This is a genomic window from Streptomyces sp. DF42 (genome assembly GCF_058267695.1).
In genome coordinates, this window is sequence record NZ_CM177859.1 from 819,467 (window position 1) to 840,885 (window position 21,419).

Below are 21,419 nucleotides of genomic sequence, written 5' to 3' on the forward strand. Positions count from 1 at the left end.
CGCGCACCCGCCTCCGTCTGCCCTCACCTGCCCTCACCTGCCCTCACCTGCCGTGCTCCCTCGAACGCTCCCCGTGCACCTCCTTGCGCTTGCGTGCGCGCCGCGTCGTACGGGCAACCACCGACTGTCGACACCGTCGAGCGGGGAGGTGCGCGTGCACGGACCGGCTTCGCCCGGCTGGCTGCTGGTCGCGCTGTGCGCGGCGACCGGGGCCTACTGTCTGCTGCGGATGCGCAGCACGGTCGAGGAGCAGCGCAGGGCCGCGGGCGGCGAGGCGCTGATGGGCTTCGGCATGGCCGCCATGTCCGTTCCGGCGGCGGCCTTCAGCCCGCCGCCGTGGACCTGGCCCGGCTACGCGGCCTTCTTCGGCGCCGCCGCGCTGCGCGACCTGTGGACGGCGCGGACGAGCGCGCACCATCTGCACCACCTGGTGGGCACCTCGGCCATGGTCTACATGGCGGTCGCGATGGCGGCCGCTCCGGCACACCATGCCGGGCACGGGGGTTCGTCCGGAGTCCCCCTGGTGACGGGGATGCTGCTGCTCTACTTCGTGGGGTACGTGCTGTTGTCGGGGGTCCGGCTGATACCTGCCACCGCGGGCGGCGGCACCACGGGCTGGGGCGACCGGCCGGAGCTGGCGCGGGCCTGCCGGCTGTCGATGGGGATCGCGATGGTGGCCATGCTGATCACGCTCTGAGCAGCCGTGCCCCGCTCGCGCTGCGGACCCCGCCGGTTCGACGCGCGGGTCAACGCGGCCGCCGAACCGGCAAGCGGACTTGAGGAGTTGGCTCTGCGGCCGGCCGCGGACCCAGCGCCCCGACCCGCGGCTACGGCACCTCGTGACCGCCCTCGACGAGGGCCCCCGGTCGCGGCCACCGCCTACCGATCCCGCTCCCTCTCCGAGCCGCCGTGTCCCGCACGCAACCGTTGCCTGCGTCACTTTGCCGCGGCCGCCCCTGCCCCGGGCGCGCGTGGACTCATAGGGTGATCGCCATGATGGTCCCCGCGGCACTGTTGCTGCTCGGCGCGCTGACCGCCGTCGTCTCCCCACGGCTGCTCGCCCGGGCCGACTGGGCGGACCGTGAACCGGTGCTCGCGCTGTGGGTGTGGCAGTGCGTGGTGGCGGCCGTACTCATGTGCTGTGCGCTGTCGATGACGTTGAGCGCGGCGGACGCGTGGCAGGCGGTGCGCGGCCACGTGTTCGCCGCGGCGCCGCACACGGTCGTGGACGCCTACGCACTCGGTGCGACCGGCCCGTGGGCGGCGACGACCGCGGTGGCGCTCGCGTGCGCCGGGGTGTGGAGCGTGGCCCTGCTGGTCCGGGAGGTCGTGCGGGCGCGGGCGCGCCGTCGCCGGCGCCGGGCCGAACTCCTCGTCCGGGCCCCGCTGTTGCCCGGCGAGAACCCCGAGGAGGGCCGGCTGGTCGTGCTGGAGGGCGAGCGGGCCGACGCCTGGTGGATGGCCGGTGCGGCGCCCGGGCTCGTCGTCACCACCGCCGCGTTGCGCCGCCTCAAGGGCCGGCAGCTGGACGCCGTCCTGGCCCACGAGCAGGGGCACGCCCAGGCCCGGCACGACTGGCTACTGCACTGCTCGGCCGCGCTGGCGGTCGGGTTCCCGCAGGTGCCGGTGTTCGCGGGGTTCCGGGACGAGATGCACCGGCTGGTCGAGCTCGCCGCCGACGACATGGCCTCGCGCCGCCACGGCCGTCTGACGACCGCGCTCGCACTCGTCGAACTCAACCAGGACCGGGGCGTGTTCGGCCCCTCTCCCAGCGCCCAGGCACACGTTCCGCAGCGCGTGCGCAGGCTGCTCGGCGCACCCGACCGGCTCACGGCAACCCGACGGCTGGGGCTGACGGCGACAGCCGCCCTGGTGCCGGTGGTGCCGGTACTGGTGGCGTTCGTACCGGGGTTGCGGGCCCTGGGGTAGTGCCCGTCGGCTGTGCCCTCCCGGGGCGGCCCAGAAGGCCCCGGTGTCGGCCTCGGGATGCGCAGGAGTCCCGGACATTGGCCTCGGACCCCGCCGGTCGGCGAGGATCAATGCATGCACAACCCGCCCGCCGACTCCCCGCCCCGCCCGCCGGACCAGAACGCCACCGCCCGCGCCGCAACCGTCCTCGCCCTGTGCTCCGCGCTGCTGCTCACGCTCGTCGCGGTCAAGTGGCGCCCCCTGACCAGCACCGACGGCGACATCGCCCGCACCACCCACCGCTGGGCCGTCGACGAACCCGGCCTCACCCACGCGTTCCGCATCCTGACGGACTGGGTCTGGGACCCCTGGACGATGCGCCTGGTGTGCGCGGCGGCCGTGCTGTGGCTGGTGTGGAGACGTGCGGCGTGGTGGACGGCGCTGTGGCTGGTGGCCACCTGCGCGCTGGGCACCCTGCTGCAACAGGCCCTCAAGTCCGCGGTCGACCGCCCGCGCCCCGTCTGGCCCGACCCCGTCGACGCGGCCCACTACGCGGCCTTCCCCTCGGGACACGCGATGACCGCCACGGTCGTCTGCGGCCTCCTGCTCTGGCTCCTGCACGTCTATGGCCCCGGCCGCGCCCTGTGGCGCACGGCGCTGGCCGTGGCCGTGGTCTCCGTGGCCGGGGTGGGCCTCACGCGTGTATGGCTGGGCGTGCACTGGCCCTCCGACGTGGTGGGCGGCTGGCTCCTGGGGGCGATGCTCGTGGCGCTGGCCGTGCTGGTCCACCAGCGATGGCGACCATGAGCAGGCCACGTAAGATCCACCCATGACGGCTGTCCTGTTCGACTTCTCCGGCACACTCTTCCGTATCGAGTCCACCGAGGCCTGGTTGCGGGCGGTGCTGGACGAGGCCGGGATCACGGTCTCCGAGCCGGAGTTGACCCAGGCGGCGAAGGCGCTGCAGGTGGCCGGGGCGCAACCGGGCGGAGCGACCCCGGCACAACTGCCCGCGCACCTCGCCGAGGTGTGGCGGATCCGGGACGAGAGCGCCGAGCTGCACCGGGCCGCCTACACCGGCCTTTCCCGCCAAGTGCCGCTCCCCGACCCCGGGTTGCACGACACGCTGTACGACCGGCACAGGAGGCCGGCCGCGTGGGCGCCCTACCCCGACGCCGCCGAGGTGCTCCGGGCGCTGTGCGAGCGCGGGATCGGCATCGGCGTGGTGAGCAACATCGGCTGGGACCTGCGTCCGGTCTTCCGCGAGCACGGCCTCGACCGGTATGTGGACACGTACGTCCTGTCGTACGAACACGGCATCCAGAAGCCCGACCCACGGCTGTTCGCGGCGGCCTGCGAGGCACTCGAAGCCGATCCGGCGGAGGTCCTGATGGTCGGTGACGACCGGGCGGCGGACGGCGGAGCGGCGGCCCTCGGCTGCCGGGTGCACCTGGTGGACCATCTGCCGACGTCCGAGCGGCCGGACGGGCTGCGCGCCGTGCTGGACCTGGTGGACTGAGCGGCGGACCGGCCCCGGGTCCGCCCTGCGCGTCCGCCCGGCTACTCCAGGTAGCCCTCGACCTGCGACGACGACCGGGCCCGCGCCTCGTCCGGGTTCTCCCCGAACTCGGTCTTCGCGCGCCGCTGCCGCAGCAGGTCCCAGCACTGGTCGAGGTCGCGCTCCAGCTGTCCGAGCCGCTGGTGTTCCGTCGTGCTGTCGATCTCACCGGACGCGAGGGATTCCCGGAGCTTGCGCTCGTCCTCGACCATCTCCGTGATCCTGGCCAGGATCTGCCGGTCCTGTTCCATCTCCGCAGGCCTCCTCGGCTCGGCACTCGTGCCACTTTAGGGACGGCGGGGGTGCGGCGCGAGGGGAGTACGAAGGTTTCGGGAAGTAGCCTGAGGACACCATCTGGGCGAAAGGACCGCCCGCCTGAGACGATCCCCCGCGTCGCCCCAGACGGACGGCAGCCCTGACCAGCCCGTACGGAACTCCGATCGGGACGTGCTGAGTATAGTTGGCTGGCAGCCAGTCAACGCAGGAGTTACAGCATGTCCCCGCGCAGTGCCTCGGTCAATGAAGAGTTGCGGAGACGTTCCCGGGAGCGGCTCCTGCAAGCGGCCGTCGAGCTGGTCGGTGAGCACGGCTACGAGGCGACGACGCTCGGCGACATCGCGGACCGAGCGGGCTCGGCGCGCGGTCTGGTGTCGTACTACTTCCCGGGAAAGCGCCAGCTCGTGCAGTCCGCAGTGCACCGGCTGATGCACCGCATCCTGGAGGAGGCGGTCGAGCGGGAGCCGCGCACCGAGGACGGCCGGGAGCGGATGGCGCGGGCCATCGACGCGATTCTGCGGCTGGGCCGGGACCGTCCGGTGCTGATGCGCCAGCACATGGCCGGGCTGCTGCAGGCGGAGGGGTTCGTGCAGTGCCCGGAGCAGCAGCGCCTCGCCGAGCTGCTGCGGGACGTCGTCGCCCGGCGCGGGTCGCGGGACGTCGACGCCGACTATCCGATGCTGCGTTCCCTGCTGATGGGCGCCGTCTACGCGCTGGTGCTGCCGAGGGTGCCGATGCCGATCACCACCCTGCGGGCCGAGTTGTTCAAGCGCTACCGGCTCGACTGGGAGATGGGCGTGCCGCCCGACACCGGGGCGGCGGCCGAGGGGGCGTACGAGACGGATCTGTCACGGTACTTCGCGACCGGCGAGTGACCCGGCGACCGGCCCGCCCGGCCGGAGCCCTCCGACCAGTAGCTCCCTCCGACCAGCGGCCAATGCCCCGGTGCCCCGGGGACGGCGCCCCGTCAGCGCCGTGCGTGACGTGGCGTCAAGAACCCCGAGTCGCGGGCCTGTGAGATCAGCCGGAGCGACCTGCGCCGGCTGTGGCCGGTCGCGCACATCACCGCGAGGACCGGATCGGCGCCCTGCTCCTGCGCCGCGCGGTACTTCTGGGCGACGAGCCGGCGCCCCTCGACGCCACGCGGCCAGCCGGACCGGGCCCGCCGGGAGGGTACGGATCCGTCCTGCCCGGCAGCCGGATCCGGCCCTGGGCCGCACGCGCGAAAGAGCGGTTCCTCGATCCAGTCGGCGAGTTCCGCGAGGTCGTCCAGGGACAGCGCAGGCTGGGCCCGGACGTCCTCCAGCGCGGCGCAGCCCTCGCAGACCATCGCGAGGGCGTCGACCCGGGCGCCGTCGCCGAACGCCAGCCGGACGCTGAACCACGACGTGGCGCGATCGTCCTCCCGCACTTCCCACGCGGGCCATACGGACACCGTGCCGTCCGTCGGACAACGATCAGAAAGATTAAGAAAGGATGCTTCTAGCACACGCGGAACGTAACCACTTGATCACATACAGCAGAAACGGACACGCGCGTCCATGGTGTGCCTGCACCCTGTCAGCGCAGCACGGGCGGTGCGATGCTGGAGCCGTCAGCGATCTCCTCTCGTAAGGAGTTCCGCCGTGTTGCGTGTCGCCGTCGTCGGCTCAGGACCGAGCGGGGTCTACACCGCCCAGAGTCTCGTCCAGCTGGACTCCGGGGTGTCCGTCGACGTCCTGGACCGGCTGCCGTGCCCCTACGGCCTGGTGCGTTACGGCGTCGCGCCGGACCACGAGAAGATCAAGTCACTGCAGAACAACCTGCGTACGGTCCTGGAGCACGAGCGGGTGCGCTTCCTCGGCGGCATCCAGGTCGGCCCCGGCGGGCTGCCGGCCGCCCGGTTGCGCGAGCTGTACCACGCGGTGGTGTACTGCGTGGGCGCCGCCACGGACCGCCACCTGGGGATCCCGGGCGAGGACCTGCCGGGCAGCTGGTCGGCGACACAGTTCGTGTCCTGGTACAGCGCCCATCCGGATGCCGCCGACGACGGTTTCGTACAGGACGCCCGGTCGGCCGTGGTCATCGGCGTGGGCAATGTCGCGGTGGACGTCACGCGGATGCTGGCCCGCGGCCCGGCGGAGCTGAGCCCGACGGACATGCCGCAGGCGGCGCTCAGCGCGCTGTCCGCGAGCCGGGTGAGCGAGGTCCACATGGTGGGCCGGCGCGGCCCGTCGCAGGCCCGTTTCACGACCAAGGAGCTGCGCGAGCTGGACGGGCTCCCGGACACCGGACTCACCGTGGATCAGGCCGAGTTGGCCCTGGATCCGGCCTACGCGGATCCGGCCGCGCTGCCTGCGGTCCAGCGCCGCAACGTGGAAGTGCTGCGCGGCTGGGCCCAGCGGCCTCCCGAGGACGCCCCGCACCGCATCCGGCTGCGCTTCTTCCTGCGCCCCGTCGAACTGCTCGCCGACGGCGGCCGGGTGGGCGCAGTGCGCTTCGAGCGGACGGAACCCGACGGGCGCGGGGGCGTCACGGGCACCGGACGGTACGAGGACATCGAGGCACAGTTGGTGCTGCGTTCGGTGGGCTATCGGGGAGTGCCGCTGGAGGGGCTGCCGTTCGACGCGGCCGGCGGCACCGTGCCGCATCTGGCGGGGCGCGTCCTGCGCGCGGGCGTCGTCGCGCCGGGCGAGTACGTGGCCGGCTGGATCAAGCGCGGCCCGACCGGAGTGATCGGTACCAACCGTCCGTGCGCGAAGGAGACGGTGGTGTCGCTGCTGGAGGACGCCTCCGTGCTCGTACGCGAGGAGCTGCCGGGGGATCCTGTCGCGGCGCTGCGCGCGGAGGGGATCGAGCCGGTCCGGTGGGCGGGCTGGCAGGCGATCGAGCGGGCCGAGGCGGCCCTCGGCGCCTCGCTGGGCCGCGGTGTCGTCAAGCTGGCGGACTGGGAGTCGCTGCTGGCGGCGGCGCGGGCGACGGGCGAACAGCGGGCCTCGTAGCAGCGTCGGAAGCTACCCAGTGGGCAGTACACACAGCGGCAACACCCCGGAAATCAACAAACTGTGCAAGCCGCATACGGTCTCGTGCTGTTCCGACTCTCCCCCTCACTCCCTCCCCCGCCGCTCTGGAGTGCCCATGGCTACGCCCGCCCCCGTCCATCCGGTCGACGAGGTCCCACCCGTACGGCAACTGGCCGCCTTCGGTCTGCAGCACGTGCTCGCGATGTACGCGGGCGCGGTGGCCGTACCGCTGATCGTGGGCGGCGCGATGAAGCTGTCGCCCGCGGACCTGGCGTATCTGATCACGGCCGATCTGCTGGTCTGCGGCATCGCCACGCTCATCCAGTGCGTGGGCTTCTGGCGGTTCGGCGTGCGGCTGCCGATCATGCAGGGCTGTACGTTCGCAGCGGTGTCGCCGATGGTGCTCATCGGGACGACGGGTGGCGGACTGCCCGCCATCTACGGCTCGGTGATCGTCGCAGGCCTCGCGATCGTGCTGCTCGCGCCGGTCTTCGGCAGGCTGCTGCGCTTCTTCCCGCCGCTGGTCACCGGCACGGTGATCCTGATCATCGGCATCTCGCTGCTGCCGGTCGCGGGCAACTGGGCCGCGGGCGGGGCCGGTTCGAAGGACTTCGGGGAGCCGAAGAACCTGGCGCTGGCCGCCCTCGTGCTGGCGGTGGTGCTGGGTGTGCAGCGGTTCGCGCCGGCGTTCCTCGGCCGGATCGCGGTGCTGATCGGCATCGTGGTGGGCCTGGCGGTGGCGATCCCCTTCGGGTTCACGGACTTCGGCGGGGTCGACGGCGCCGACTGGCTGGGCATCAGCACGCCGTTCCACTTCGGCACGCCCACCTTCCACGCCTCGGCGATCATCTCGATGCTGGTGGTGGCGCTGGTGACGATGACGGAGACCACCGGCGACCTGATCGCGGTCGGCGAGATGACCGGGCGGAAGGTCGAGCCGCGTTCCCTGGCGGACGGGCTGCGCGCCGACGGTCTGTCGACGGTCCTGGGCGGCGTCTTCAACACCTTCCCGTACACGGCGTACGCGCAGAATGTCGGCCTCGTCGGCATGACGCGGGTGCGCAGCCGCTGGGTCGTGGCCACCGCGGGGGGCATCCTCGTGCTGCTGGGTCTGCTGCCCAAGCTGGGCGCGGTGGTCGCGGCGATACCGGCGCCGGTGCTGGGTGGCGCGGGTCTGGTGATGTTCGGGACGGTGGCCGCGAGCGGCCTGCGGACCCTGGCCCAGGTCGACTTCAAGGACAACCACAACCTCACTGTCGTGGCGGTGTCGGTGGCCGTGGGCATGCTGCCGGCGGGGGTGCCGACGGTCTACGCGAAGTTCCCGGACTGGTTCCAGACGGTGATGAACAGCGGCATCAGCGCGGGCTGCCTGACGGCGATCGTGCTGAACCTGCTCTTCAACCACCTTCCCTCGAAGGCGACTTCATCCGCCGAGGCGGGCGGCCTGCCGAGCGGCGGCGGCGAGCAGGGTGTCGAGAAGTCCCGGGAAGAGATCGTCTAGGTCGTCCCGGCGAAAGCCGTTCATCTTGGCCGTGCCCCGGTAGATCTGCCGGATCACCCCGGCCTCGCGCAGCACCCGGAAGTGGTGCGTGGTCGTGGACTTGGTGACGGGCACCAGGTCCCGTTCGCGGCCCGAGTGAAGGCCGGGACCGCCCTCCCGGTCGCCGCGGTGGGCCTGATCACCGACGTCGAACAGGCCGGGAAGATCCTCGCCAACAACGAGGCCGACGCCGTGCTCCTGGGCCGCGAACTGCTGCGCAACCCCTCGTGGGCCCGGCATGCGGCGCGCGAACTCGGCGCGGATGTGCAGGTTCCGGTCCAGTACCACCGGTCGGTGTAAGTCAACTCACCGCCGTCGCGCCGACGTCCGATGTGACTGCCCTTCCCCCGTACCCCGCTCCCCGCTCTGTTCGGTACCCCGATTCAGTGGCCGATCGATCCGGTGATCTGCCGCTGGTAGTCCGCGTACGCGGCGCGCAGGGCCTCGCCCGGCCAGTCGGCGGGGAGGAGTTCGGGGGGCAGTACGGGGTCGGCGAGCAGGTGGCGCACGACCGCGGCGAAGGCGGTGAAACGGTCGGCCGGGCGGTCCGCCTCCGCCACCCGGGCGAGCAGGGCACGGGCTGTCGCGGCCCAGGCGCCCAACGGCCAGAGCTGCGCGGCCAGTTCGCCCGCGGGCCGGTCGGGGCGGGCCGTGTAGGACTGGGCCACCTGCTCCAGCTCGTCCGGCAGGGTGCGGCTGAGGTTGGCGGGGCGCAGCCACACGCCCTCGCGCAGTTCCGCGAGCCGCAGGGTGGTCAACCGGGCGCGCAGGTCGGCACGTTCGGCGGCGCCGCGGCCCGTCGCCGTGATCACCACCATCTCCCAGTGGCCGTCCCATGCGCACGCGTGCGCCTCCACCGCGTCGTCCTGTCGGCGCTGGCGGGCCAGCAGACGGTCGCTGAGTCCGTAGACGGCGGCGGCGGTGCGGCGCAGGTCACCGGCGGCCACCATCCGGCTGAGGGCGGCACGCAGTGTGGAGCCGCCGACGCCGAAGGGCTCCACCGCTCGGACGAGCTCCTTGACCGGAAGCTCCGGCGGGTGCGCGCCGAGGAGCAGGCTCAGGACGACCGACCGCGCGGAGAGCGGCGGCAGGTCGACCTCGCCGGGCTGCACTGACACGTTCATCCGCATGAGCCCGTACCTTACGTGCGCTCCTGGCCTGTGCTCTTTCATACACACCTTCTTGCGTACCTTCACACGCACCGTCTTGTTGCGCTATTGCTGCGACCGCAGAAAAGATGCAACATGACGCCATGGTTCCGACACCCGCGTCCACGCAGCCCCGGCAGCACTACGCCACGCACGACGTCACCAACCAGCCCCCCGCCCTGACGCCCTACGACGCCTCCGAGGACACGGCTCTGCTGGAGGGGCTGCGCCGCGAGGGTGCCGGATGGGCCGAGGAGGGCGTCCGGCGGCTGGGGCTGCGGGCCGGGAGCGAGGAGGCACAGGAGTGGGCCGAGCTGGCCAATGTCCACGAGCCGGTGCTGCGCACGCACGACCGCTACGGCAACCGCGTCGACGAGGTCGACTTCCACCCGAGCTGGCACCACCTGATGCGGGCCGCGGTCGCCGAGGGCCTGGCCGCCGCACCGTGGGCGGAGGACCGGCCGGGGGCCCATGTCGCCCGTACCGCGGGCGGGTTGGTGTGGGGGCACACCGAGGCCGGGCACGGCTGTCCCACATCGATGACGTACGCGGCCGTCCCCGCCCTGCGTACCCAGCCGGAGCTGGCGAAGATCTACGAACCCCTGCTGACCAGCAGGGAGTACGAGCCGGCGCTCAAGGTACCGACGGAGAAGCGCGGCCTGCTCGCGGGCATGGGGATGACCGAGAAGCAGGGCGGCTCCGACGTCCGTACGAACACCACCACGGCCTGGCCGACCGCTGAGCCCGGCATGTACGCGCTGCGCGGCCACAAGTGGTTCACGTCGGCGCCCATGTGCGACGTGTTCCTGGTGCTGGCACAGGCCCCGGAGGGGCTCTCGTGTTTCCTGGTGCCGCGGATCCTGCCCGACGGCAGCCGCAACTCCTTCCGCATCCAGCGCCTCAAGGACAAGCTGGGCAATCGGTCCAACGCCTCCTCCGAGCCGGAGTTCGACGGGACCGTGGCCTGGCTGGTCGGGCCCGAGGGCCGGGGCGTCAAGACGATCATCGAGATGGTCAACTGCACCCGACTCGACTGCGTGATGATGTCGGCCACGCTGATGCGCAAGACACTCGTCGAGGCGGGACACCATGTGCGCCACCGCAGCGCGTTCGGGGCGCGGTTGGTGGACCAGCCGCTGATGCGCAATGTCCTGGCGGACCTCGCGCTGGAGTCGGAGGCGGCCACGACGCTGACGCTTCGGTTGGCGGGGGCCGCGGACCGGGCGGTGCGCGGGGACGCGGGTGAGGCGGCGTTCCGGCGGATCGCGACCGCCGTCGGCAAGTACTGGGTGACCAAGCGGGGCCCCGCCTTCACCGCCGAGGCCCTGGAGTGCCTCGGCGGCAACGGCTATGTGGAGGAGTCGGGCATGCCCCGGCACTACCGCGAGGCTCCGCTGCTGTCGATCTGGGAGGGCTCCGGGAACGTCAACGCCCTTGATGTACTCCGGGCGTTGAGGCGGGAGCCCGGTAGCGCACAGGCCCTGTTCGACGAACTCGCCCTCGCGCAGGGGGCGGACTCCCGGCTGGACGCCGCGGTGGTCCGGCTCGAAGGCCAGTTGGCCAACGGCTCCGAGTCCGGCGCCCGCCGCCTGGTGGAGCTGATGGCGCTGACCCTGCAGGCCTCCCTCCTGGTGCGGCACGCCCCGTCAGCGGTCGCCGACGCCTTCTGCGCGACCCGGCTGGGCGGCGACTGGGGACACGCCTTCGGCACCCTGCCCGACGCGGTCGACCTGGACGCCGTTCTGAACCGTGCGCTGCCGGAAGGGAGTTGAGGCGTTGAGGCCGCGACCCCGAGCCCGTCCTGCGGATCTGGTCGGGCTCGGCCGTCGTCGCAGCGAGTGACGCGGAGACGGGGCGGGGGACGGGCGCTTAGGTCGGTGCCGACTGCGTCCCGCGCGCTGCCGTCCGTGCAGCGGCACGCCTGCCCGCGCGGCGGCACGGCATGGTGATGCTGCCGCCGTACCTGGGGAGCGCGTGCCGACGGGTGGCGGACGCCGAGGCCAGTGCCTCGGACCGAGCCCACGGCGCGCCCGCCCGGGCCGGCGTCTCGGAGCAGCCACGGGCGGCATGTTCGGCCTCGCTCGGCGACCGCATCGCATGGCGCCTCCCGCTCCCGCTACACCTGGCGCCTCCTGACCGCCGGATCGGCCGACCAGAAGATGTTGTTCCGCCCGACCGCGATCCGCCCGAAGACCTCACCGGACAGACCCGCCTCGGCCTCCACCTCGACCAGGAAGGGCACCGCGTCGTGAGGCGCCCAGTCGTCGTAGCCGGGGCCGTGCCACCGGCGCCGGCCCCGACCCGCACTCGCCCTTGCCGCCCCGTCCCCCTCCCCCACGCCACGGGCAGATCGCCCGGAATCGCCGCACGTGAGACGGCTGCCGTGGGCGTCCGTTGCCCGTCGGGCCGGTGGGTGAACCGCGGGCGAATTCTGGCTTTTCCTCTGGTCAGGAGCAGGCCAGAAACGCGGTCGCGGTCCCGCGGCCTGCTTAGGATCATTGGACGCCGCCTCATTCGTACGACTCCCAGGAGGCCCGGCATGCCCGATCCCGCGGTCGGCGCCGAAGCCGCATCCGATCCCGTCCCGCCCCCGCCCCGCCCGCCTCGGCGGCGCACCGCGCTGGTCGCGGGCGGTGCGCTGGTGGCCGCGACCGCGGTGGTGGCCGGGGCTCTGGCGGCCGGGGGTTCCGGCGGGGGCGCCCGCGCGGCGAGGCCGGCCGACGGTCTGCGGCACACCACCGTCGAGGTCGCCTCCGCCGGCTGCGGCCACGGCTGGACCCACCCCGAACCCGGCCGCCAGGTCTTCGACCTGCGCAACAGCTCCGGCACAGCGGCCGAGGTCTATCTGACCGACCCGAGGACGGGCGCGGTCTACGGCGAGGTCGAGGGACTCGCGCCGGGCACCGAGCGCCCGATACGGGTGACCCTCGGCAACGGCACCTACGCCTTCAAGTGCCTGCCCGACGACGCCGACGCGGTCACCGGACCCACCGTGCGCATCGGCGGCGCGACGGCGAAGGGCGGTCCGGGCGCCGTCCCGGTGACCCAGCAGGAGCTCATCCCGCCCACGCTCGCCTACCAGAAGTGGATCCAGGCCCGCACGGTCGAGCTGGCGCGGAAGACCGACGCGCTGCGCGACGCGATCGACCGCGGGGATCTGACGACCGCGCGCGCGGACTGGCTCACCGCGCATCTGGTGTACGAGCGGATGGGTGCCGCCTACGGCACGTTCGGCGACGCGGACGCGGCGATCAACGGCACCACTGCGGGCCTGTCCGGCGCAGTGCACGACGCGGACTTCGCGGGGTTCCACCGGGTGGAGTACGGACTGTGGCACGGCGAATCGGCGAGCCGCCTGCGCGGGCCGGCCGGCCGGCTCGCAGAGGCCGTGCACACCGTGCGCGACGACTGGCCCGACCAGCGGATGGATCCGGGGGACGTCGGTCTGCGCGCGCACGAGATCCTGGAGAACACCGTGCAGTTCGAGCTGACCGGCCGTACCGACTACGGCAGCGGCACCAATCTGGCCACCGCCCGCGCCAACCTCGACGGCACCCGCGTGCTCCTCGGATATCTGCGTCCGCTGCTGAAGACCCGCGACACCGGCCTGTCCGGCGTCGACACGTGGATGGCCCGCACCGGGCGCACGCTCGACGGCTTCGACCACGACGGTCACTGGACGCCCCTGGACCGGCTGACCCGCGCCCAGCGCGAGAAGGTCGACGCCGACCTGGGCGAACTGGTCGAGCGGCTGTCCGGCGTGGCCGCTCTCACCGACGTACGGAGGACCGCGTGAACCCGGTGAACGACGTCGGGCGCCGGGGTTTCCTGGCCGGCGCCGCTGCCGTGGCCGGGACGGGACTCGTGGCCGCGGACCACCCGGCCGCGTCCGCCGCCGCGCAGTCCCGCGAGAGTGCGCGGGTGGCCTTCCACGGCCGGCACCAGGCGGGCATCCTCACCCCGGCTCAGCGCGCCACGGCCTTCGTGTCCTTCGACACGACCACCGAGAGCCGTCGCGAGCTGGCCGACCTGCTGCGCACGCTCACCGACCGGGCCCGGTACCTCACCGCCGGCCACAGCCAGGACGAGCTGGGCATCACCGCCCCGCCCGTCGACTCCGGCACCCTCGGCCCCGACGTCCCCGCGGACGCGCTGACCGTCACCGTCGGTGCCGGCGCCTCCCTCTTCGACGAGCGCTACGGCCTGGCCGCCCGCAGACCCCACCGGCTGACCGCGATGCCGTCGTTCCCCGACGACGACCTCGACGCCGCCTGGTGCCACGGCGATCTGAGCGTGCAGCTGTGCGCCGCCCACACGGACACGGTGCTGCACGCCCTGCGCGACATCACCCGGCACACCCGCGGCGGTATGCAGGTGCGCTGGCGCATGGACGGCTTCATCAGCCCGCCCCGTCCCTCGGGCGCGCCCCGCAACCACATGGGGTTCAAGGACGGCATCGCCAACCCCGACGTGCGCGACGCCCGCGCGATGGACCGCCTGGTGTGGGTGGGCGGCGGCGCGGGCGAGCCGGACTGGACGGTCGGCGGCAGCTATCAGGTCGTACGGCTGATCCGCATGCTGGTGGAGTTCTGGGACCGTGTCTCGATCACCGAGCAGGAGCGGATGTTCGGCCGCGCCCGGGACACCGGCGCGCCCCTGGACGGACGCCACGAGAAGGACACTCCCAACTATCCGCAGGACCCCCAGGGCGACGTGATCCCCCTGGACAGCCACATCCGGCTGGCCAACCCGCGCACCACCGCCACCGACGAGCAGCGCATCCTGCGCCGTGGCTACAACTACGACCGCGGCACGGACAGCAACGGCAACCTCGACATGGGACTGCTGTTCTGCAGCTACCAGCAGGACCTCGCCCGCCAGTTCGAGGCCGCGCAGAAACGGCTGGCCGGCGAGCCGCTGGTCGACTACATCTCCCCGTTCGGCGGCGGCTACTTCTTCGCCCTGCCAGGCGTGCGGGACGGCTCCGACTGGCTGGGGCGCGCACTTCTGGCCTGAAGCCGCCCGTCCGAATACCGGTCAAGAGCGCACCAAAATACGATGAGCATTTCCTGACCGAACATTCGCTGAGCCGTCATTGCCCCTCCTCCGCCCCGCCGTCACCATTGCCCAGGATCGAGCCGTAGATGTCCTGGCCACGGATATGCCGTGGCGACGGAATTCAGTGGACGCAGTGCTCTCGGAAGGCGAGACAGCATGATCGGCACAGGCAGAACCTCAAGGGCGTGGCGCGGGTTGACCCGTGCGGGTGCCCTGCTCGGCGCGGCCGCCCTGGCGAGCGCGGGCGGGGCCGTACCGGCCTCCGCCGCCGGCCACGGCCACTCCGGCACGCACACCGCGACCCCGATCAAGCACCTGGTGGTGATCTACGGCGAGAACGTCTCGTTCGACCACTACTTCGCCACGTATCCGAAGGCCGCCAACACCGACGGCACTGCCTTCAAGGCGGCGGCGCGCACCCCGAAGGCCGACAACCTCCTCAACTCCGGGCTGCTGAAGAAGAACCCGAACCTCTACAAGCCGAAGCGTCTCGCCGGCTCGCAGGCCATGACCTGCGACCAGAACCACTCCTACGGCCCCGAGCAGTACGCGGCCGACGGCGGCAAGGCCGACAAGTACGTCGAGAACACCGAGGTCAACAAGTGCACCGGGCTCTTCGGCGAGCCCGGCCTGGTGATGGACTACTACGACGGCAACACCGTCACGGCCCTGTGGAACTACGCCCAGCACTACGCGCTGAACGACAAGTCGTTCAGCTCGGTGTACGGGCCCTCCACCCCCGGTGCGCTCAACCTGGTCTCCGGCCAGACCCACGGCGTGATCTCCGTCGACCCGGCCACCGGCACGGAGAACCCGAAGCAGACCTCGACACCGGACCCGTACGTCGTCGTCTCCCCCGACGCCAAGGGCGTGGGCACGGTCATCAACGACCCGGACCCCGCCTACGACGACTGCTCGGACAAGGACCACACCGCGACCGGCGCGCTGGCGTCGATGCAGGGCAAGAACATCGGTGACCTGCTCAACGCCAAGGGCGTGAGCTGGGGCTGGTTCCAGGGCGGCTTCCGGCCCAGCACCGCCTGGGACGGCAAGCAGGGCGGCCACGCGAAGTGCGACACCACGCACACCAACGTCGGCGGCGCCGCGGCCGTCGACTACAGCCCGCACCACTCGCCGTTCGAGTACTACAAGTCGACGTCCAACCCGCACCACCTGGCCCCGAAGAGCGTCGCCGAGATCGGGCACAACGGCCGGGCCAACCACAATTACGACCTGGCGGACTTCGACGCGACCCTCAAGGCGGGCAACCTGCCCGCGGTGAGCTTCCTGAAGGCGGCCGAGTACCAGGACGGCCACGCCGGCTACTCGGACCCGACCGACGAGCAGCACTTCCTGATCAAGGAGATCAACGCGCTGCAGCGGTCGCCCGAGTGGAAGTCCACCGCGGTCGTGCTCGCCTACGACGACTCCGACGGCTGGTACGACCACGTCGCCGCCAAGGTGCTCAACGGCTCCAAGAACTCAACCGCCGGATCCAACGGCAAGGCCCTCGACGGCCCGGCCTGCCAGTCCGGGCCGGCCGCGGCCGGGGGCTACGCGGACCGCTGCGGCCCCGGCACCCGGCAGCCGCTGCTGGTCGTCTCCCCGTACAGCAAGGTCAACGCGGTCGATCACACCCGCACCGAGCAGGCGTCGATCACCAGGTTCATCGAGAACAACTGGCACACCGGCCGCGTCGGTGGCGCCTCCTTCGACCAGCGCGCCGGCTCCCTGACGGGCCTGTTCGACTTCCGGCACCCCAACAACAAGCAGGTGCTGCTGAACACGGACGGCTCGGTCAAGTCGGTGAAGGGCATCCCGCACCACAGCGGGACGGCCACCAGCACCTCGGCCCACGGCGCCTATCCGCCCTACGTCCAGGACCTGAGGGCGCAGAACGTGGCCGACGCGGGCTCCGCCTCCCCTGCGCTGCCGATCGCCGTCGCCGCCGGTCTCCTCACGGCCGGCGCGACCGGCACCGCGTTCGCCCTGCACCGCCGCGGGCGGCGCACGGGGCAGCCGACCGCGGCCCGCTAGGGCCCGCGTCGGACGGGCTACCCACATCGGACGGGCCTCGGGCACTTCGCCCGCGGCCCGTCCGCACCTGTCGGAGCTACTCGAAGCTACTTGGTCTCGCCCTCCGGCGTCGGCACCCGGCCGGGCTCCTGTGGCTCCTCGCCCGTCAGATACGGCGTGATGAACAGCTTGTAGATGGCGGCACCGACCACGCCGCCGATCAGGGGCCCGACGATCGGCACCCAGAAGTAGATGTTGCCGTACTGATCCCGCCAGGCCGTGCTGTACCCGGTGAGGTAGCTGGCGAGCCTCGGCCCCAAGTCACGGGCCGGGTTGATGGCGTATCCGGCGTCGCTGCCCCAGGCCATGCCGATCGCCACGACCAGGAAGCCGATGATGAGCGGGGCCATGTTGGCGCCGGGCGGGGTGTTGAGCACGTCGGTGATCGCGAAGATGAGCAGCACCAGGATCGCGGTGCCGATCACCTGGTCGCGGAGGGCGCCCCACTCGCTCACCGGCAGGACACCGTTGCCCGGGAGTGTGGAGAAGACGAACTGGGTCTTGATGGTGTGGCCGGGGTCGACCTTGGCCAGGACCTCGGAGTAGTTCCAGCGCACCAACAGCGCGGCCACGAAGGCACCCACGGTCTGTGCCACCACGTACGGCGCGACCTTCTTCCACGGGAAGCCCTTGAAGCAGGCCAGGGCCAGGGTGACGGCCGGGTTGAGATGGGCACCGCTGAGACGGGCGGCGACGTACACGCCGAGCGTGACGCCGAAGCCCCAGGCCCAGGCGATGCTGTCGTGGTCACCGAGACCGGCGGCCACCACCTGGGCCACCACACCGCAGCCGAAGAGAATCAGGATCATGGTGCCGAGGAACTCCGCCGACAGTTCGCCGACCAGTCCTCTTCTGGACGTCTGCTCCGCCATGAGGCACCGCCTTCCGCCAGAAATGGTTGTGTTCGCGAGGGTAGTTGTCCGACGCGAGGCGTCCAGGGGCCCAGCATCAACTGGAGTAACCGCTACCTCTTCCGCCCTGGAGTCGGCACCCGCGGGCGCCGACTCGAGACATCACTAAGACGATGGCACACGGGCCGTCAGCCCGCAGCGCGACGCGGTGCCGCCGTGCCATCGTCAGGTGGGTGCCGCAGCCGGCGTCAGCTCGTCTTGCGGCCCCACAGCGGGCCGAAGCGGGCCCACTCCGTGTCCCACTGCGCCATGCGGCGGCGTTCCAGACGGCCGCACAGGAGCCGACCGCCGACGAAGGGCACCGCGGCGGCGCTCACGCCCACCAGGGCGCCGATCAGCGAGGACCGCAGCTGGGCCTGCGAGGCGGTGGCGGGCCTGGAGACCAGATGGCCCTGCGGATCGGTCCAGATGGTGACCGCCGCGCCGGCGCTGCTGCCGGGGCGGACCCGGACCTGACCCGTGTGCGTGGTGCCGTTCGGCACGGTCCAGCGCACCTTCCCCCACACCTTCTCGCCGCTCGACGTGGCGGAGTGGCCGGACGTCGTTCCCGGGGCCTTCTCCGTGAGCCGTGCCGCGACCTGCCGCCACTCGACGCGCTCGCGGGCCAGCCCGTCCTCGACGGCCCCGGTGGCCGTGAGACCTGCGAGCACGCCCGCCAGGACGGTGACCAGCCAGGCACCGAGCACGACCCACGCCTCCACCGCGTCGGCTCGACGCCTGAGCGGGTTGCGCCGCCAGCGCCACAGCCACACCTTCGGACCACGGAACGCCATCGAAGGCTTCCTCCTCCTGCGCGCACGACCATCCCCCGACCTCCATCCCATACGGGCCAAGGCCGCTGGATGCTCAGGTCGAGTCCCCCGACTCGACGGTCCCATGTGTCCCCTGCTCGCACAGACGTCCTCGTGAACGCGGCCGGTTGTCGCCGCCTCAACCCGGCTCCGCCGCCCTGACCTGCGGTGACCGCGACTCCAGAGGTGACTGTCAGTGGCGGGGTGCAGACTGGCCGGTGTCTGGGGCAAAGCCGCACATACACAGCGGAGGTGTTCGGCATGACCGAGGTACTGCTCGCCGTGGGCACGCGCAAAGGCCTGTTCATCGGGCGTCGGCGCGGTGGCACATGGGAGTTCGACGACAGTCCTTACTTCAACGCACAGGCGGTGTACTCGGTCGCCGTCGACACCCGCGGCGACCGGCCGCGTCTACTGGCCGGCGGTGACAGCGCCCACTGGGGGCCGTCCGTCTTCCACTCCGACGACCTGGGCCGCACCTGGACCGAACCGGCCCGGCCGGCCGTCAAGTTCCCCCAGGACACGGGGGCTTCGCTGGAGCGGGTGTGGCAGCTCCACCCGGCGGCCGCGGAAGAGGACGTGGTGTACGCGGGCACGGAGCCGGCCGCGCTGTACCGCTCCGAGGACCGCGGGGAGACCTTCGAGCTGGTCCGCCCGCTCTGGGAGCACCCCACCCGCTCGAAGTGGGTCCCGGGCGGCGGCGGTGAGGGCCTGCACACCGTGCTCACCGACCGGCGTGACCCGCAGGCCGTGACGGTCGCGGTCTCGACCGCCGGGGTGTTCCGCACCTCGGACGGCGGCGCGAGCTGGGCACCCTCCAACTCGGGTGTCTCCGCGGTGTTCCTGCCCGATCCGAACCCGGAGTTCGGGCAGTGCGTGCACAAGGTCGCACGGGACGCGGCGAACCCGGACCGGCTGTATCTGCAGAACCACTGGGGGGTGTACAGAAGCGACGACGCGGGCGCGCACTGGACAGACATCGGCGAGGGACTGCCGTCCACGTTCGGCTTCGCGGCGGCCACGCATCCCCACCGCGGCGACACGGCGTACGTGTTCCCGATCAACGCGGACGCGGACCGGGTGCCCGCCGACCACCGGTGCCGGGTGTTCCGCACCGCCGACGCGGGCAAGAGCTGGGAGCCGCTGACGGCGGGCCTGCCGCAGGAGGACCACTACGGGACGGTGCTGCGCGACGCGATGTGCACCGACGGCGCCGACCCGGCGGGCGTGTACTTCGGCAACCGCAACGGCGAGGTGTACGCCTCGGCCGACGACGGCGACAGCTGGCGGCAGTTGGCGTCCCATCTGCCGGACGTGCTGTGCGTGCGGGCGGCCGTGGTCGGATGAGTTCCACGGGGGGACCGCGCGGCCTTGGCCACTGGTTGATCTCCGCTGCCCGTACGGCAGTAGGGTGACGCCCGTGGCACCACGACCGTTGCATGAAATCGTCGAAGCGGGCTGGGCGAAGGCCCTGGAACCCGTCGCCGGACGCATCGCCGAGATGGGGGACTTCCTGCGCGCGGAGATCGCCGCCGGGAGAACCTATCTTCCGGCCGGCGCGAATGTTCTGCGGGCCTTCCAGCAACCCTTCGACGACGTACGGGTCCTGATCGTCGGTCAGGACCCGTATCCGACGCCGGGGCACGCGGTGGGGCTGTCGTTCTCGGTGGCGCCCGAGGTGCGTCCGCTGCCCGGAAGTCTCCTCAACATCTTCCGCGAGCTGAACACCGACCTGGGACTCGCGCAGCCGTCCAACGGCGACCTGACGCCGTGGACGCAGCAGGGTGTGCTGCTGCTCAACAGGGCGCTGACCACCGCGCCGCGCAAGCCCGCCGCGCACCGCGGCAAGGGCTGGGAGGAGGTCACCGAGCAGGCCATCCGTGCCCTGGCCGGGCGCGGGAAGCCCCTGGTGTCCGTCCTGTGGGGCCGGGACGCCCGCAATCTGCGCCCGCTGCTGGGCAGCCTCCCGTCCGTGGAGTCCTCCCACCCCTCCCCCATGTCGGCCGACCGCGGCTTCTTCGGCTCGCGCCCGTTCAGCCGGGCCAACGACCTGCTGGTCGGACAGGGTGGACAGCCGGTGGACTGGCGCCTGCCGTGACCGGCGCGGAGGACGGGTCGGGTACGGACGCGGAGGGCAACAGAGCGCGGGCGGGCACGACAGGGATCCTCGCGGTCGACTCCGGCGGCTCCGGACTGCGCGTCGTCGTCAAGAACACGGAGCGTGGTCTGCTCGCGGAGCGGGAGACGCGGGAGCCGGTGCGCACCGGAGCCCGGGGCATCGACCCCGGGCATCTCATGGCCCAACTGGCGCCGATGGTGCGGGCGTTGACGGAGGAGACCGGTGTTTCCGCGCTGAGTGCGGCCGTCGTGGGTGCCGCCGGGCTCGCCACGCTGGGTGACGCCCTGCGGGCCGAACTCCCCGGTGCCCTGGGACGGGAGTTCGGCGTCCGTGCCGTCGCCCTCGCCGCCGACGCCGTCACCGCCTATGTGGGCGCCCTCGGGCCACGGCCCGGTGCCGTGGTCGCCGCCGGTACGGGTCTGATCGCCGTCGGCACGGACCTCGCGCGCTGGCGCCGTGCGGACGGCTGGGGTCATCTGCTGGGCGACTGCGGCAGCGGTGCCTGGATCGGGCGGGCCGGGCTGGAGGCGGCTCTACGGGCGTACGACGGGCGTCCGGGCGGTTCGGCCGGGCTGCTGGCCCGCGCCGAGGAGATGTTCGGCCCGATGCCGGGGCTGCCGGGCAGGCTCTACCCGCGCCAGGACCGTCCTGCGGTCCTCGCCTCCTTCGCGCCCCACGTGGCCGCCTGCGCCGACGGCGATCCGGTCGCCGCGGGCATCCTCCGGGCGGCGGCCGGGCACATGGCCGAGTCGGCGGCCGCGGTCTGCCCGGCCGCGGGAGAGCCCCGGGTGGCCGTCACGGGCGGCCTGTTCAGGATGGGCGACCCGCTGCTCGTCCCGCTGAAGGAGGAGTTGTCGCGGCGGCTGCCGCACGCTGCGCTGGTGCCGGCCGCCGGTGATCCCCTGGCGGGCTCGGTGCGGATGGCCGACGATCTCGCGGCCGGGGTGCTCACTCTCCCGGGTGATGAGGCGATGCTGTGTGTGGTGAGCGGGACGGGGAACCGCTCCCGGGACGCCAATCGCGTCTGAACCG

20 protein-coding genes and 2 pseudogenes are annotated in these 21,419 nt (G+C 72.3%); 15 read left to right on the forward strand and 7 right to left on the reverse strand.

Annotated features, from left to right (window positions below; translation table 11 throughout):
- The first annotated feature begins 154 nt into the window (after positions 1-154).
- From ACYUED_RS03900 to ACYUED_RS03915, 4 genes are all read left to right on the forward strand, one after another.
- Entirely contained in the window at positions 155-697 is a 543-nt protein-coding gene (locus tag ACYUED_RS03900) for a DUF5134 domain-containing protein (RefSeq protein ID WP_491290920.1), read from the forward strand.
- Between the two features lie 296 nt (positions 698-993).
- The gene (locus ACYUED_RS03905) at positions 994-1,929 is read left to right on the forward strand and encodes a M56 family metallopeptidase (RefSeq protein ID WP_491290921.1); all 936 of its coding nucleotides are present in this window, start codon (positions 994-996) and stop codon (positions 1,927-1,929) included.
- A gap of 114 nt (positions 1,930-2,043) precedes the next feature.
- Entirely contained in the window at positions 2,044-2,715 is a 672-nt protein-coding gene (locus ACYUED_RS03910; RefSeq protein ID WP_491290922.1) for a phosphatase PAP2 family protein, read from the forward strand.
- 22 nt (positions 2,716-2,737) lie between these two features.
- Positions 2,738-3,427: an HAD family hydrolase gene (locus tag ACYUED_RS03915; protein WP_491290923.1), complete on the forward strand. Its 690-nt coding sequence runs from the start codon at positions 2,738-2,740 to the stop codon at positions 3,425-3,427.
- 41 nt (positions 3,428-3,468) lie between these two features.
- Here the strand turns inward: ACYUED_RS03915 and ACYUED_RS03920 are convergent, their stop codons facing one another.
- Positions 3,469-3,717, reverse strand: coding sequence for a DUF2630 family protein (locus ACYUED_RS03920; protein ID WP_491290924.1), 249 nt, complete (start codon positions 3,715-3,717; stop codon positions 3,469-3,471).
- Positions 3,718-3,960: 243 nt separating this feature from the next.
- Between ACYUED_RS03920 and ACYUED_RS03925 the strand changes: the two genes are divergently transcribed.
- A complete protein-coding gene (locus ACYUED_RS03925) occupies positions 3,961-4,617 on the forward strand; it encodes a TetR/AcrR family transcriptional regulator (RefSeq protein ID WP_491290925.1) in 657 nt (218 codons plus the stop codon).
- A 92-nt stretch (positions 4,618-4,709) separates the two neighbouring features.
- On the opposite strand, the gene ACYUED_RS03930 is transcribed toward ACYUED_RS03925, so the two are convergent.
- Positions 4,710-5,177 (reverse strand): DUF6214 family protein, encoded by a 468-nt coding sequence (locus ACYUED_RS03930; protein WP_491290926.1) that lies wholly within the window; start codon positions 5,175-5,177, stop codon positions 4,710-4,712.
- Between the two features lie 190 nt (positions 5,178-5,367).
- Between ACYUED_RS03930 and ACYUED_RS03935 the strand changes: the two genes are divergently transcribed.
- Positions 5,368-6,723 carry an FAD-dependent oxidoreductase gene (locus ACYUED_RS03935; protein WP_491290927.1) on the forward strand — a complete coding sequence of 452 codons (1,356 nt, stop codon included), beginning with the start codon at positions 5,368-5,370 and terminating at the stop codon, positions 6,721-6,723.
- A 136-nt stretch (positions 6,724-6,859) separates the two neighbouring features.
- The gene (locus ACYUED_RS03940) at positions 6,860-8,245 is read left to right on the forward strand and encodes a nucleobase:cation symporter-2 family protein (RefSeq protein ID WP_491290928.1); all 1,386 of its coding nucleotides are present in this window, start codon (positions 6,860-6,862) and stop codon (positions 8,243-8,245) included.
- Here the strand turns inward: ACYUED_RS03940 and ACYUED_RS03945 are convergent.
- Positions 8,168-8,359: pseudogene (locus tag ACYUED_RS03945) on the reverse strand (helix-turn-helix domain-containing protein); the annotation flags it as partial. The gene ACYUED_RS03940 and the pseudogene ACYUED_RS03945 sit on opposite strands and share 78 nt — an antisense overlap.
- Here ACYUED_RS03945 and ACYUED_RS03950 point away from each other — a divergent pair.
- A pseudogene (locus ACYUED_RS03950) lies at positions 8,348-8,584 on the forward strand (oxidoreductase); the annotation flags it as partial. The pseudogenes ACYUED_RS03945 and ACYUED_RS03950 overlap by 12 nt on opposite strands.
- 83 nt (positions 8,585-8,667) lie before the next feature.
- Here the strand turns inward: ACYUED_RS03950 and ACYUED_RS03955 are convergent.
- On the reverse strand, positions 8,668-9,414 hold the full coding sequence (locus ACYUED_RS03955) for a PaaX family transcriptional regulator C-terminal domain-containing protein (protein WP_491290929.1): 747 nt from the start codon (positions 9,412-9,414) through the stop codon (positions 8,668-8,670).
- 122 nt (positions 9,415-9,536) lie between these two features.
- Between ACYUED_RS03955 and ACYUED_RS03960 the strand changes: the two genes are divergently transcribed.
- Positions 9,537-11,204, forward strand: a complete 1,668-nt coding sequence (locus tag ACYUED_RS03960) for an acyl-CoA dehydrogenase family protein (protein ID WP_491290930.1) — start codon at positions 9,537-9,539, stop codon at positions 11,202-11,204.
- Positions 11,205-11,548: 344 nt separating this feature from the next.
- Here the strand turns inward: ACYUED_RS03960 and ACYUED_RS03965 are convergent, their stop codons facing one another.
- Positions 11,549-11,770 carry a hypothetical protein gene (locus ACYUED_RS03965; protein WP_491290931.1) on the reverse strand — a complete coding sequence of 74 codons (222 nt, stop codon included), beginning with the start codon at positions 11,768-11,770 and terminating at the stop codon, positions 11,549-11,551.
- A gap of 201 nt (positions 11,771-11,971) precedes the next feature.
- On the opposite strand from ACYUED_RS03965, the gene ACYUED_RS03970 reads away from it, so the two are divergent.
- From ACYUED_RS03970 to ACYUED_RS03980, 3 genes are all read left to right on the forward strand, one after another.
- Entirely contained in the window at positions 11,972-13,228 is a 1,257-nt protein-coding gene (locus ACYUED_RS03970; RefSeq protein ID WP_491290932.1) for an EfeM/EfeO family lipoprotein, read from the forward strand.
- Entirely contained in the window at positions 13,225-14,448 is a 1,224-nt protein-coding gene (gene efeB, locus ACYUED_RS03975; RefSeq protein WP_491290933.1) for an iron uptake transporter deferrochelatase/peroxidase subunit, read from the forward strand. Before ACYUED_RS03970 ends, efeB begins: the two co-directional genes overlap by 4 nt.
- A 198-nt stretch (positions 14,449-14,646) precedes the next feature.
- Positions 14,647-16,527: a phospholipase C gene (locus ACYUED_RS03980; protein ID WP_491290934.1), complete on the forward strand. Its 1,881-nt coding sequence runs from the start codon at positions 14,647-14,649 to the stop codon at positions 16,525-16,527.
- Positions 16,528-16,613: 86 nt separating this feature from the next.
- Here ACYUED_RS03980 and ACYUED_RS03985 read toward each other — a convergent pair whose 3' ends face one another.
- Entirely contained in the window at positions 16,614-17,438 is an 825-nt protein-coding gene (locus ACYUED_RS03985) for an MIP/aquaporin family protein (RefSeq protein WP_491290935.1), read from the reverse strand.
- A gap of 227 nt (positions 17,439-17,665) precedes the next feature.
- Positions 17,666-18,250 (reverse strand): Rv1733c family protein, encoded by a 585-nt coding sequence (locus ACYUED_RS03990; RefSeq protein ID WP_491290936.1) that lies wholly within the window; start codon positions 18,248-18,250, stop codon positions 17,666-17,668.
- A 279-nt stretch (positions 18,251-18,529) separates the two neighbouring features.
- Between ACYUED_RS03990 and ACYUED_RS03995 the strand changes: the two genes are divergently transcribed.
- The 3 genes from ACYUED_RS03995 to ACYUED_RS04005 all read left to right on the forward strand — a co-directional run bounded on the left by ACYUED_RS03995 (position 18,530) and on the right by ACYUED_RS04005 (position 21,415).
- Complete coding sequence (locus ACYUED_RS03995; protein ID WP_491290937.1) at positions 18,530-19,615, forward strand: WD40/YVTN/BNR-like repeat-containing protein; 1,086 nt, start codon at positions 18,530-18,532, stop codon at positions 19,613-19,615.
- 73 nt (positions 19,616-19,688) lie between these two features.
- Positions 19,689-20,366 (forward strand): uracil-DNA glycosylase, encoded by a 678-nt coding sequence (locus ACYUED_RS04000; RefSeq protein ID WP_266526662.1) that lies wholly within the window; start codon positions 19,689-19,691, stop codon positions 20,364-20,366.
- Positions 20,367-20,431: 65 nt separating this feature from the next.
- Entirely contained in the window at positions 20,432-21,415 is a 984-nt protein-coding gene (locus ACYUED_RS04005) for an N-acetylglucosamine kinase (RefSeq protein ID WP_491294836.1), read from the forward strand.
- Positions 21,416-21,419: the final 4 nt, after the last annotated feature.